Source organism: Pseudoalteromonas sp. PSi26, assembly GCF_054960575.1.
On the sequence record NZ_JBHNYT010000001.1, the window covers coordinates 202,484 to 215,957 of the forward strand.

Sequence of the window (13,474 nt, forward strand, 5' to 3'; positions counted from 1 at the left end):
AGTCTTGTCTTAGGAACTCAAGCAAACTTGAATAAAAAATAAATAAAATATTAAAAAATAGCTCAAAAAGCTTGACTGATTGATTAAATAAACTACAGTCAAACATAGATTGATTAATCCTTAATCAGTCTAGCAAATAATACGATTTAGAATAACTAAATTAGTCAACTTATTGAAGGACGTAGAAGTATGGCTTGTGGTAAAGTTAAATGGTTTAACAATGCTAAAGGTTTTGGTTTCATCGTTGAAGACGGCTGCGAGAATGATATTTTCGCCCATTACTCTACAATTGTAATGGACGGTTATAAAACACTCAAAGCTGGACAAGATGTAACATTCGAATTAGAACAAGGCCCCAAAGGCTTGCACGCTAAAAATATTGCCTTAGACGGCGACATTTTAGAGTGACGATTGTTTATTCGACTAAAGCGAGCGACCTTTTAGGCTCCTCGCTTAATTCCCCACACTTCTATTTACCCACATCGATATAAATTGTTTCTTTTTCTTTATTTTCAACCCTCATCCTTGATTTTATTTCATATACCCCAATATTCTAAGAGTTGACCGTTTAACTGCTTGTGAGCAGGCTCAAACTCTAGCCCTTTGTATTCAAGCTTGTTACACTCTTGATGCTAAAAATTTACGCAAAATATAGCAACTAGCTCAACTTGCTGAGCACACAAAATATACTAGTCTAAAGGCTAATGTATTTTTATTATATTTTTAGCTATAAATATGACCACAGTTCGTCAGGTGTGACTATTCTGCTTTAACTGTAAAGCTACACGAGTACCAACACCTAACAAACTATTCATTATCTGAACGTATATATTAAAACACTATGATATGTACTCTCTCAGCTTTAATGATTTCTTTGCATTGTTGAATAAGGCCAATTGGCCGACTATCTAGGAATGATGATGACATCAAAAATTATCTATACAAAAACGGACGAAGCTCCGGCACTAGCAACTTACTCGTTGCTACCGATCATCCAAGCATATACAAATGCAGCAGGTGTTGAAGTTGAAACTCGCGATATCTCATTAGCAGGTCGTGTAATTGCTAGCTTCCCTGATTATTTAACAGAAGAACAACGTATTGGTGATGCACTTGCTGAACTAGGTGAGCTTGCAAAAACACCTGAAGCTAATATCATCAAACTTCCAAACATTAGTGCTTCAGTTCCACAGTTACGCGCTGTGATAAAAGAGCTTCAAGCAAAAGGTTATGCCCTTCCAGATTACCCTGTTGAGCCTAAAAACGACGAAGAAAAAGCAATCCAAGCTGCATACGACAAAGTTAAAGGTAGTGCGGTAAACCCTGTATTACGCGAAGGTAATTCTGACCGTCGTGCACCTGGTTCTGTAAAAGAGTACGCACGCAATAACCCACATTCAATGGGCGCGTGGAGCAAAGACTCTGCCTCTTACGTTGCAAGCATGAGCGAAGGCGATTTCTTTGGTTCAGAGCAATCAACAACTATTGAAGAAGCAACTGACGTGCGCATTGAGCATGTTGCTACAAACGGGGATATAACTGTTCTTAAGCAAAGCACACCACTACTAGCTGGTGAGGTAATTGATGCTTCACGCATTAGTGCTGCTAAGCTACAGGCTTTTTTAGCTGCTGAAATTGATGCTGCTAAAGAAAAAGGCGTTTTATTCTCGCTTCACATGAAAGCGACAATGATGAAAGTGTCTGATCCAATCATATTTGGTCACGCTGTTAAAGTATTCTATAAAGACGTATTTGCAAAACACGGTGAACTTTTTGAAGAGCTAGGTGTTGATGTTAATAACGGTTTAGGCGATGTTTACTCTAAAATTCAAACGTTAGATGATGCTAAACGCGCTGAAATCGAAGCCGATATTCAAGCTGTATATGCTGACCGCCCTGCTATTGCTATGGTTGATTCTGACCGTGGTATCACAAACTTACACGTGCCAAGTGATGTGATAATTGATGCATCTATGCCTGCTGCAATTCGTTCAAGCGGTCAAATGTGGAACAACGACGGTAAATTACAAGACACAAGTTTTGTAATTCCTGATCGTTGTTACTCTGGCGTTTATCAAGCAACTATTGATTTTTGTAAAGAACACGGTGCGTTTGATCCAACGACAATGGGTAGCGTTCCAAACGTTGGCCTTATGGCTCAAAAAGCAGAAGAGTACGGTTCACACGACAAAACGTTTGAAGCAAAAGCAGCGGGTACTATTCGTGTAGTAGATACCGCGGGTAATACACTACTTGAGCACAGTGTTGAGCAAGGTGATATCTGGCGTATGTGCCAGGTTAAAGATGCACCAATCCAAGATTGGGTTAAACTTGCTGTTAATCGTGCACGTGCTACTGGCGTTCCTGCTATTTTTTGGTTAGACGAAAACCGTGCACACGATGCTCAGCTAATCAAAAAAGTAAATAAATACCTACCTGATCACGACACAGCTGGCTTAGACATTCAAATTTTAGCGCCACTTGAAGCCACTTTATTCTCTTTAGCTCGCATTAAAGAAGGTAAAGACACTATTTCTGTAACAGGTAACGTACTACGTGATTACCTAACAGATTTGTTCCCAATTTTAGAGCTGGGTACAAGTGCTAAAATGCTTTCAATTGTACCACTTATGAACGGTGGTGGCTTATTTGAAACTGGCGCAGGTGGTTCGGCACCTAAGCACGTTCAGCAGTTTGAAAAAGAAAACCACTTACGTTGGGATTCTTTAGGTGAGTTCTTAGCACTTGCAGCATCACTAGAGCATTTAAGTGTAACTACAGGTAACAAAAAGGCTCAAGTACTTGCAGATACGCTTGATAAAGCGACGGGTACTTTCCTTGCTGAAAACAAATCGCCTTCACGTAAAGTTAAAGAAATTGATAACCGTGGTTCTCATTTCTTCTTATCTTTATTTTGGGCTCAAGAACTTGCTAAGCAAAATGACGATAGCGAACTTAAAGCACAGTTCACTCAAATTGCGAGCGATTTAGAGGCAAATAAAGACGTGATCGTAAACGAATTAAACGATGCTCAAGGCCCAGCTGTTGAATTAGGTGGTTACTTCCAGCCTAACGACGCAGCCGCTTTTGAAGCAATGCGTCCAAGCACTACATTTAACGATATCCTTGCTAAATTAGTGTAATAAATAGTAAAAATAAAACCGCTTACTTTTAAAAGTAAGCGGTTTTTTTATGCCTATAAAAAAGGCCGCTTAATGCGACCTTTTAAAGTTAATATCAACTCGCTTAATCAAATCCCTATTGTCGGGTTGATATAACGCTTACTAATTACTTAGTATAAGCTCTTGGCATGTTTGAATCAGTAGTATAACGGTCACGTAATTTATCTTGGCGAGACTGTGTAGACACCTCTGTGCCATTAATAAACATACGACTTACGTTGCTGCTTATTTCAAACGGATCATTAGTCCACATCACTACATCAGCGGCTTTACCCACCTCAATACTGCCCGCATTAATACCGAATACGTCAGCAACATTTGATGTAACAGCTTTCAGAGCACCTTGTTGGCTCATGCCATAAGATACAGCGTTACCTGCGTCAAAGCGAAGCTGATAAATATTGTGACTTGCATCTCCACCAACCGTTAAAAGTACTTTAACACCGGCTTTTTCAAGTAAACCTGCATTATTTAAGCTAGCGTGTAAAGAATCGAAGCTTCCTGGTAAGTTGTCCATAGCGCTAATAATTACGGGAATATTCGCTTTAGCAATTTGCTCTTTAACAACAACGGCATCTTGTGCTCCACTGAGTACTAAGTTAACACCAAATTGCTCTTTCACTTTAATAAGCTCAATAATATCAGCAGCACGCGAAACGCTTATAACCAATGGCATGTCGCCAGAAAGTACTTTAGCCATTACTTTGTCTTCAGTACTTGGTTTATCGTCGTCTTTTTTATCTTTTTTGCTCAATTTAGTTTGATGAGCATCTAGCTTATTAATCAATGTTTGAAGTGTAAAAGCACGCGAGCCTTTTCTTCGCTCACCTAAATGTACAACTAACGCTGCTTGTTTTTGAACGTCACTGTCAAGGCTACCGCTTAAATCAACCACACTAGCCAAACCTGCAAAAATACTATCGCCTCCATAAGGGGTAATTACATCTCGTGTAACGCCGCCTTTACGTGCATAAGGTATTAAGCTTGAATGTGCGTTATATGCAAGGCTCACATCAAAATCTATACCTGCTTTGTCGTCACCCGCATCGCGAGAGCCTGCAACCGCACCCACTTCAACTAAACCAAGTTGGTTATTGCTTGCAATGAATCCAGGAGTAACAATTTTACCATTGGCATCAATAATTTGATCAGCGCTTACTTCTGCTGGGTTAATCGCTGTAATTTTACCGTTATCCATGACAATGCTTGCGCCTTTTAGTACGCCTTGCTCTGTTGATGTATGGATAGTTGCATTAATAATAGCCAATGACTGTGCATTTACAGCACCAGAGGCTAGTAATCCGGCAGCAACCAGAGATAGCGAAAACGAACGTGATAAATTTTTCATTCTGGGTGCTCCTTATTTTTGACCTAACATAAAATCACTGGTTGCCTGATAAGTGCTATCGTTTCTATCGTAAACCTTTGCACCATCAACAAACACTTGTTCAGCTTTTGCGTAAACACTAAACGGGCTCTGGTTCCAAATAACCACATCGCCTTGTTTACCTGCCTCTAACGAGCCTGTTTTATCGTCAATACCTAATGATTTTGCTGCGTTAGTCGTGATCCACTTAATTGCATGCTCTTCTGAAATATCAAAGCCATTTTCATTAGCACGATACATTACTTTAGCCGCTTCTTGGTTTAAGCGTTGAATGGTTGTGTCTGAATCTGAGTGAACAACGGCACACGAGTTTTTAACCGCATCAACAATGGCAACGTTTTCTTGAACCATGTCGTAGGCTTCCATTTTAAAGCCCCACCAGTCTGGCCACAATGCAGCACACGAGCCATTGTCGGCTAACAAATCTGCAATTTTGTATGCTTCAATACCGTGATGGAACGTACCCGCGTGATAATTAAATTCTTTAGAAAGATCAATCATCATCGCCATTTCTTCGGCTTTATAACAATGATTGTGGATCATTACTTCGCCTTCAAGAACGCCGCGTAATGTATCGTACTTTATATCGCGATTCGGGGCTTCAGGGTTTTTACCTTCTGCGTATTCTGCATCGTACTTATCCCATGCTCGCTTATATTCTTGCGCGCCAATCCACGCAGTGCGGTAACCAGCCATATTACCCATACGTGTTGAAGGCAATACGCCTTTACGACCATATACTCGTTTTGGGTTTTCACCACATGCCATTTTTAATCCATACGGTGCATCAGGAAATTTCATTCCTTGCATTGTATGCGCAGGCACGTTTTTAAGTGTTACACCACGTCCGCCAAATAAATTAGCAGAGCCGGGTAAAATTTGTAACGAGGTAATACCGCCTTCGCGCGCACGGTTAAACCCTGGATCTTGCGGCCAAACAGAGTGCTCTACCCACACTTCGGCCGTATTTGGGCTGGTCATTTCGTTACCATCTTGATGTGATTCAACTGATGGATTTGGATAGGCACCCAAATGTGAATGAACATCAATAATACCTGGTGTTACCCATTTACCTTGTGCATCAATAGTTGTGTCTGCTTTTACAGTTAAGTCTTTACCTACTTGCTGTACTTTACCATCGACCAATAGTACATCAGCGTCATCTAAGCGTTCGCCAGTCCCTGTAAGAACAGTCGCGTTTGTGATGAGTGTGCTTGTTGTAGAGATTGGCGTGTAAGTACTTGGGTATGGGTTTTTGTTAATAGTAATCTTATCATCTTGCGGGCCATTTTCTTGGCAACCTACAAGTGCAGCGGCTAAGCCAACTGCTAATAAAGAGGGAGCAAATTTATTCATGTTGTTGGGTTCTCCTGTTTTTTTAATACTTTAGCGAAAGCTTGGGCATAAAGCTAAAAAAACAGGTGAAAACGCGGTAAATTAAGATGAATTTACGTGATTATTTTTTTATATAATTGTTATATAGCTTTTCTAGTGCGCCCTCTGTGGTGAGTGACGGATCTTTGCTGATAAAATGTTTGACCGTGCGGGTTACAAAATCTGAATTTTGCTTATGTAGCTTAGAAAAATCTTTAATAAGAGTATTACCATCTTTAGCCGCTGTTACCTTGTCGTGGCGATGACGGTACTGACTAAGGGCTTTGTTAAAATCGCCGTTGTAGTCTTCAACTAAAATTTTATAAAAGTCACTTTTTTGCACATTTAAAGAGGTAATGCAGTAATTCAGTGCGTCTTTAAAATCGGTAAAAACGTTACCTTCTACATCAAACTCTTTGGTTTTTTCGCGTACTGTGACACGTGCCTCTTCAGTGGCGTAACTAAAACCAGTAAATGCCAATCGCTCTGCGGCTTCTTTTCCTAATTTCATACCGGCCTGAATACTGTGAGCAAACTCATCACTCATGTCACTTAATTCGTTTTCTTCCCACATATTGTAGACACGCAGTGCTTTGGCATATTTATTAGACAGCTTTTTTTTAATTTTGGTAAAGCGCTCGTCAATCGTCATTAGTCGTTCGTTATGTAATAGCGCATAACATTCATAACAAGCAGGAATTGAAATAAAGTCGGCATCCTCGCCTAAATCAATAATACTTTGCAGCATATGAAGAGGCGGGCAATGATCGCGTTCAGTTGCTTCGCAGCCACAATAAAAACACTGATTAAAATGTTGTTGTTCGCAGGCATAGGCTTGTTGGTAATAACTGGCTAACGCTTTACTCACTGTTTATCCTAAAAATCTACACATCAATTTATGGGGCGATAATACCAGCCTAAAAAAATATGTCAGTATCAATAAATTATTTTTATGAAAGTGTGTCAAAAAACACACTTAAAAATATGCTTTTTCATGAGCCTATAAGTAAGTGTGTACATTAAACATACTTGCTTACAGCTTGTTGCGTTTGGTTAACAGCTTTTTTAATTAATTAGTTTAATAATTAGCTTGCAACCGCAAACAACGAGGAAAAGTAAAATGAATACATTTAAAACAGCATTATGTACAACACTTATAATTGGTAGTGCAGCATTAGCAGCACCTGTATCAGCAACACAATTTGTAGCAGCCGACTCAACGCCAGGCACACAAATTTGTATGGCTGTTGCGTCTAATAAAGCATATGTACTACGCAAAACACAGCAGTCATTGAACGTTAAAAAAAGCATTATTAGCAATAAACTAACGTGTAATAACTTACCTATGGGTGATTTTGTAGCGCGTTATAATTTAGATAAAAGTGCTAATTACTTAAATATTGAAAGCAGTACTCGCACTTCAATTAAAGATTTAGCAAAGGTGTCGTCACCTGAAATCATTGTTATTTCGTCTCCTCAATAACATGCTTAAACGTTATAGCTAAGCAGGCATAACTATAACCTGCTTAGTTTTATTTTTAACTTTATCGCTTAAAGAACACCCGCAATTAAACCAAATAAACCGCCAAATACTCCGCCCCAAACAACTAACCAACCTAAGTGCTCGCGTATCATTGTTTGAATAATTTCTTTCACCATTTTAGGGGTTAATTCATCAAGGCGTTCATCAACAAGTTTAAGTACTGTGCTGTGCAACCCTTGAGCGCTATTTCCTTGTGAAAGCGTTTGCGTTACTAACGCTTTAAAGTCCTCTGTTTGAGAAATTTGTGCCAACGAAAGTTGCATTTTTTCAATAAATTTTTCACGCATTGGCTCTATTGCAGCAGTGCCTCCAAACATACCCAACATGCTACCAAATTGTGATTGTTCTATAACCTCTAGTAAATTATCGAAAGCTGGATTTAAATCAACATTACTAATGATCGGTTCAAAGTCGATATTAGGCTGCGCCTTGTTGAGTAAATTATTAATTTTTTGTTCGGAGAAAAACTCAGTGAGTATTAGGTTTCGTATAGCAATTTTAAAGCTCTCAAACTTGAGCGCAATAACACCAGACCCATATAAAAACGGCACCTTTTCAAATAGCATATGAATAGCCAATAAATTGGTCACTGCGCCAGAAAGTGCAAATAACCCCACCGACAAAACTACTGGCTGATCAAACATCAATCCTGCAGCTACACAAATACTTGCTAGTAAATTGGTTATAAAACTTTTGTTCATTTTTACTCCATTACAGTTAGCGTCACTTTGTGCGACACATTCGCTAATTTTACAACGTTTAGTTTGTTAAATTAATCCCTTTTTGCCATAGTTTAAGTGTCTGTATAAAATACGAGCAACTATTATGTGGAAAGCAATTAACGAGCACATTAGCCAAGCTACAAATACTGACTTTAAACACACACAAAAGCGACAACTGCAAAGCACAACAACCGATAAATATTTTCATATAAGCAATGGCACACAAAGCTACTTTGTTAAAATTGCGCTCAAAAGCGAACTTGAGCGATTAGAAAGTGAATCTAGGGGCTTACAGATGCTTGCTAATAATAGTTATTTTAATGTTCCAACCTGCATTACATCAGGTGCTAACATTGAATTTTCATTTATCGTACTTACGTGGTTAGATCTTGATGAGCAGCCCTATTGCCAATGGCAAAAAATAGGCACTCAACTAGCGCAAATGCACCAAAAGCATGACCAGGCAATGTTTGGCTTTGATATAGATAATCACTTAGCAACCACAGTTCAACCAAATCGTTGGCACAAAAAGTGGGATGTATTCTTTGCCGAAGAACGCATAGGGTGGCAATTACAACTATTAGCCGAAAAAGGCATTAAATTTGCCAATCCCGAGCACATAATTAATGAAGTTAAAGCACAACTACATAGTCATGTTGTGAGCCCATCTTTGTTACATGGTGATTTTTGGCGAGGCAACTTGGGCTTTTTAAAAGGAACACCGACCGTATTCAATCCCGCTTGTTATTATGGTGATCGGGAAGTGGATATCGCAATGAGCGAGCTATTTGCGCCACTACCCGATGAATTTTATGTTGCCTATAATAAGCAATATCCTCTTCTACCAAGCTATCAAAAACGTAAACATATTTACCAACTATACCCTATTTTAAATCATGCAAATATTTTTGCTGGGCACTATCTTACTGAAGCTAAACAACATATAGATAAGCTTATGCAATAAGTGTAAATAAACTGTCATAACAGGCTAAACAGACTATATTTAAAGGGTTCTAAGGAGTTCAGTTTTACGTCATTAAGCCGTGGTTAGAATAAAAAACATTCCAAGCTCTGCTTAAGTTATTTGTATTTGGAGTGATTATGAAAGACTTTTTATCACAACGCATTAGCTGCCCGTTTTGCGGACACCACATTCATTTGGATTTAGATGCCAGCATGGGTGATCAGGACTACATTGAAGACTGCACTGCCTGTTGCAACCCAATCCATTTAAATATGCACATAGACCATGCAAACAATAAATTAGAGCTGCACGTAGACAGTGACGACGAACAAATTTTTTAATTTTGATGACGCAGGTAGTTTTCTACGGTGTTAACAATAGTGTAAGTTTGCTGATCGACCTCTATATTTAGCTCATCACCTACTTGCGCTTTACCTAAGTTTGTAATTGCTAATGTTTCTGGAATTAAATGCAACCAAAAGCCCTGCTCATCAATCTCGCCTACTGTTAAACTAGCACCATTAATGGCAACAAAACCTTTATACAATACATATTTTTGCCACTTTACCGGTAAGCTTACCTGAATTTTGCAGTTGCTTTGAGTATTAATTATTTGATTTATTTTAGCCGCACAGTGAATGTGTCCCGATACAATATGCCCACCCAGTTCTGTGCCAAAAGTAACAGAGCGCTCGTAATTTACTAAACTGCCCAGCTCAAGAAGCCCTAGATTAGTTAATTTAAGTGTTTCGTCAATAACGTCAAAGTGAACTTGCGCGACTACATCTTGGTTACTTAGCTCAACTTTTACTACCGTTAAACAACACCCATTAATCGCAATACTGGCTCCTAAATCTAGGTGTTTTACGTAGTCATCGCTCACCGACACCACTAAACGTAAAACACCCTCATTATGGGTTTTAGACACCACAGTAGCCTGAGTTTGCACTATACCTGTAAACATAAAATCTCGTTAAATTATGACAAAGTAATAGTTTAACGTATCGAATTATAAAATCATTCACTCCTTAGATTTTTATTTCAAAGACAATAGATTACAATTACAGCCTTACTCATTAAATAGCTGTTTTTATGACCTTTTGTAATTGGGAAGCTAAGCGTTTACTTTCTCTCGCGCTACCTGTTTTTTTAGCACAAGTTACCCTTATATTAATGTCGGTGGTCGATACAATAATGGCAGGTCAGGTCAGCCCAACCGATCTGGCAGCACTGTCCATTGCAACAGGTATTTGGAACCCACTACTTTTAGCGTTGCAAGGTATTTTGTTAGCACTCACTGGCATAATTGCACAATTTGCCGGCGCGAATGACAAAAAAGGCATAAGCCACTATTTTCAACAAGCTTTATATTTAACCGTTTTACTGTGCATTACAGGCTTTAGTATTGCCTACTTGGCAAACATTATAATATTACAGCTAGATACAAGCCCGGCTATTGCGAGCCTCGCTTACGACTATATTCAATTTGTTAAATGGGGAGTATTTGGGTTTTTATTTTTTACAACTTACCGAAACATGACCGAAGGCATGGGTATGACAAAACCGGCCTTTTATATTAGCTTACTCGGATTAGCCGTTAATATTCCTGCTAACTACATTTTCATAAATGGTTTATTTGGCCTTCCCGCCTATGGCGGAGCTGGCTGTGGTATAGCAACAGCTATTGTTTTAACAGTGATGGCATTAGCACAGGTCACTTATTGCCAAATGAGTAAAAAGATAGATGCCAAAGGGCTGCTCATACCGTTTGAAAAACCAAATATAACGACTATCGCCACTATTACAAAATTAGGTATTCCTATCTCTTTGGCTACTTTTTTTGAAGTGACACTTTTTGCGTGTATTCCACTCTTTATTGCCCATTTAGGCGCGGTTGCTGTTTCAGGGCATCAAATTGCAGCGAGTGTTACCGCGTTACTGTTTATGATGCCGCTGAGCCTCTCTATTGCTATTAGTATTCGGATTGGTAACTTGTATGGCCAAAACAAGTTTGAACAGTTAAAAATAGCCGTATCAACAAGTTATTTACTGGCTATATTAATCGCACTGTTTTTGGCGTTTATAACGTTTATAGGCCGTGATGTGATCAGCCAGCTATACACAGACAGCCCTGCTGTTATTACCCTTGCCACTTCAATTATGGTTTTAGCCTGTATTTACCAACTACCCGATGCCCTACAAGTTGCAGCAAATGGCATATTAAGAGGGTTAAAACACACGGCCCCTATTTCTTACATCACGTTTATTTCATATTGGTTAATCGGCTTTAGCTTAGGCTACGTATTGGCAAGAACGGACATCATAGCACCAGCAATGGGGCCGCACGGGTTTTGGATTGGTATAATTGTCGGGCTCACCGTCGCAGCGATACTCTTAATGTTAACTGTTAGTAAGCGCTTTAAACATGAACCATTTATTAGCTAACACACTTAATTTACATTATACAAAGCAGTTAGTATCAGTATGCATATTACTGATACTAGCCACTACTGTGCTTACAGCTTGTACAGAAGCTCCAAGTAGTATAAACAACACTTACATAGAACGCCTTGAAAATATAACCGATAAAAAATCTGAAGACCTGCCATCACTAAATTCACTAAAATTAAAGCCGTTAACCAAACTCAAAAACAGTAAAATAACACTGGGTATAGTAGAGCTTGCAGGAATAAGCAGTTGTAACTTAAATGTGGTAATAAGTGAGCACAACAACCAACTGGGTAAAACAGCAACCGCTGCAGGGCGTTTAAAATATCAAATAGACTTTATTCAACACGCTAACAGCTGCTTAGCCTCCCTCGATGAATCCTCAGTAACATATAAAAAAATACATGAAGCAAAAAATCAAAAACAAGCTGATTTACTGCATTACTTTAATACAGCTCTTTTGGAAGAGCCGGAGCTAAACCGCACGTGGTCGCTAACCGCTTCAGAATTAAGTAAAGAACCCGCAGGCTTTAGCGACACAATTGAGGCGATGCAAAAACTGACTGCAATTAAAGCGCAATTAGCACAGGCTCAATTTGATGAAATAAACGCAGATGCAATATATCAAGCACTCGAAACGCTTAACAAATACAGGTTTAATCAGTCCTTAATCAAATCTGTAAGGCAACAAATTCGACTAAATCAATCTGCCACTAATTTAGTTCAAAATATAAATTTGAATACTTTTTGCCCTAAAAATAAAAACAAAGATAAAGCGAAAATTATGAATAATATTTTTCAAAAATATTATTTGTCACAAATACAACCATATCAGGCACAACTTATTGGCTTTCTTGAAGTACTTCAGCCGTTATTAAACCAGGTTTGGTATAAAGAGCCAGTAACAACAGATACTATTAATGAGTTACTTGCCCCCCACTCTAAAACAAATTTATTAAATCAGTTAAAAAGCTCAGCTAAACAGCATGTTATTTGGTGGCAAGAATTTTATAAAACGTGTGAAATCAGCCCAATATGAATAAAAAAACGGCAAATAAACTTAAAAATACGAAACGTGCTTGATTCGACCTCCCCCACGCTATATATTAGCGACCGCTGGTGATTATTTTCATAAGCTTATTAAATGTAAAATACGACTGTAGCTCAGTTGGTTAGAGCACTACCTTGACATGGTAGGGGTCGGTGGTTCGAATCCACTCAGTCGTACCAACATTAATGAAACGTATAATTAAAGGAAAGAGCACTACCTACTCTAGGGCACCCGGCCCAAGGGTCAGTAACTTGAATCCACTCAGTCGTACCAACATTAATGAAACGTATAATTGAAGGAAAGAGCACTACCTACTCTTGGCAACCCGGCCCAAGGGTCAGTAACTCGAATGCACTCAGTCGTACTAACATTTAAGAACCCTAAAAGATTTTACGACTGTAGCTCAGTTGGTTAGAGCACTACCTTGACATGGTAGGGGTCGGTGGTTCGAATCCACTCAGTCGTACCAATTCAAAAAATATAAATGCAAGAAAAAGCACTACCCACTCTGAATAACCCGGTCCAAGGGTCGGTGGTTCGAATCCACTCAGTCGTACCAATTCAAAAATATAAACTCAAAAAAAAGCACTACCCACTCTTAATAACCCGGTCCAAGGGTCGGTGGTTCGAATCCACTCAGTCGTACCAATTCAAAAAATATAAATGCAAGAAAAAGCACTACCCACTCTTAATAACCCGGTCCAAGGGTCGGTGGTTCGAATCCACTCAGTCGTACCAATTCAAAAAATATAAATGCAAGAAAAAGCACTACCCACTCTGAATAACCCGGTCCAAGGGTCGGT

At 38.9% G+C, this 13,474-nt stretch carries 12 protein-coding genes and 2 tRNA genes; 9 read left to right on the forward strand and 5 right to left on the reverse strand.

Translation table 11 applies throughout. The features are described from left to right. Positions 1–189 precede the first annotated feature (189 nt). The gene (gene cspD / locus ACFI34_RS00975; RefSeq protein WP_006792879.1) at positions 190–408 is read left to right on the forward strand and encodes a cold shock domain-containing protein CspD; all 219 of its coding nucleotides are present in this window, start codon (positions 190–192) and stop codon (positions 406–408) included. Positions 409–920: 512 nt separating this feature from the next. Continuing rightward, positions 921–3,143 carry an NADP-dependent isocitrate dehydrogenase gene (locus ACFI34_RS00980; protein ID WP_462672065.1) on the forward strand — a complete coding sequence of 741 codons (2,223 nt, stop codon included), beginning with the start codon at positions 921–923 and terminating at the stop codon, positions 3,141–3,143. Positions 3,144–3,288: 145 nt separating this feature from the next. On the opposite strand, the gene ACFI34_RS00985 is transcribed toward ACFI34_RS00980, so the two are convergent. The 3 genes from ACFI34_RS00985 to ACFI34_RS00995 all read right to left on the reverse strand — a co-directional run bounded on the left by ACFI34_RS00985 (position 3,289) and on the right by ACFI34_RS00995 (position 6,811). Then, on the reverse strand, positions 3,289–4,530 hold the full coding sequence (locus tag ACFI34_RS00985) for an amidohydrolase family protein (protein WP_462672066.1): 1,242 nt from the start codon (positions 4,528–4,530) through the stop codon (positions 3,289–3,291). A gap of 12 nt (positions 4,531–4,542) precedes the next feature. Further along, positions 4,543–5,925: an amidohydrolase gene (locus tag ACFI34_RS00990; RefSeq protein ID WP_138740828.1), complete on the reverse strand. Its 1,383-nt coding sequence runs from the start codon at positions 5,923–5,925 to the stop codon at positions 4,543–4,545. A gap of 100 nt (positions 5,926–6,025) precedes the next feature. After that, positions 6,026–6,811 (reverse strand): hypothetical protein, encoded by a 786-nt coding sequence (locus ACFI34_RS00995; RefSeq protein WP_008128423.1) that lies wholly within the window; start codon positions 6,809–6,811, stop codon positions 6,026–6,028. Between the two features lie 252 nt (positions 6,812–7,063). Between ACFI34_RS00995 and ACFI34_RS01000 the strand changes: the two genes are divergently transcribed. Beyond that, a complete protein-coding gene (locus ACFI34_RS01000; protein WP_462672067.1) occupies positions 7,064–7,426 on the forward strand; it encodes a DUF3718 domain-containing protein in 363 nt (120 codons plus the stop codon). A gap of 68 nt (positions 7,427–7,494) precedes the next feature. On the opposite strand, the gene ACFI34_RS01005 is transcribed toward ACFI34_RS01000, so the two are convergent. Next, the gene (locus ACFI34_RS01005) at positions 7,495–8,187 is read right to left on the reverse strand and encodes a DUF445 domain-containing protein (RefSeq protein WP_410900607.1); all 693 of its coding nucleotides are present in this window, start codon (positions 8,185–8,187) and stop codon (positions 7,495–7,497) included. A 124-nt stretch (positions 8,188–8,311) separates the two neighbouring features. On the opposite strand from ACFI34_RS01005, the gene ACFI34_RS01010 reads away from it, so the two are divergent. Both ACFI34_RS01010 and ACFI34_RS01015 read left to right on the forward strand, forming a co-directional pair. Beyond that, the gene (locus ACFI34_RS01010) at positions 8,312–9,172 is read left to right on the forward strand and encodes a fructosamine kinase family protein (RefSeq protein ID WP_462672068.1); all 861 of its coding nucleotides are present in this window, start codon (positions 8,312–8,314) and stop codon (positions 9,170–9,172) included. Between the two features lie 137 nt (positions 9,173–9,309). Then, positions 9,310–9,513 (forward strand): CPXCG motif-containing cysteine-rich protein, encoded by a 204-nt coding sequence (locus tag ACFI34_RS01015; RefSeq protein WP_008128431.1) that lies wholly within the window; start codon positions 9,310–9,312, stop codon positions 9,511–9,513. Here ACFI34_RS01015 and ACFI34_RS01020 read toward each other — a convergent pair. Continuing rightward, positions 9,510–10,136 carry a riboflavin synthase subunit alpha gene (locus ACFI34_RS01020; RefSeq protein ID WP_410900609.1) on the reverse strand — a complete coding sequence of 209 codons (627 nt, stop codon included), beginning with the start codon at positions 10,134–10,136 and terminating at the stop codon, positions 9,510–9,512. The two genes, ACFI34_RS01015 and ACFI34_RS01020, sit on opposite strands and share 4 nt — an antisense overlap. A gap of 128 nt (positions 10,137–10,264) precedes the next feature. On the opposite strand from ACFI34_RS01020, the gene ACFI34_RS01025 reads away from it, so the two are divergent. From ACFI34_RS01025 to ACFI34_RS01040, 4 genes are all read left to right on the forward strand, one after another. Further along, on the forward strand, positions 10,265–11,617 hold the full coding sequence (locus tag ACFI34_RS01025; protein WP_462672069.1) for an MATE family efflux transporter: 1,353 nt from the start codon (positions 10,265–10,267) through the stop codon (positions 11,615–11,617). Continuing rightward, positions 11,598–12,659, forward strand: coding sequence for a DUF3080 family protein (locus tag ACFI34_RS01030; protein ID WP_462672070.1), 1,062 nt, complete (start codon positions 11,598–11,600; stop codon positions 12,657–12,659). The genes ACFI34_RS01025 and ACFI34_RS01030 overlap by 20 nt, the downstream gene beginning before the upstream one ends. A gap of 114 nt (positions 12,660–12,773) precedes the next feature. Beyond that, positions 12,774–12,850: transfer RNA gene (locus tag ACFI34_RS01035), tRNA-Val, on the forward strand. A 213-nt stretch (positions 12,851–13,063) separates the two neighbouring features. Continuing rightward, positions 13,064–13,140 (forward strand) — tRNA-Val (locus ACFI34_RS01040). Positions 13,141–13,474 lie beyond the last annotated feature (334 nt).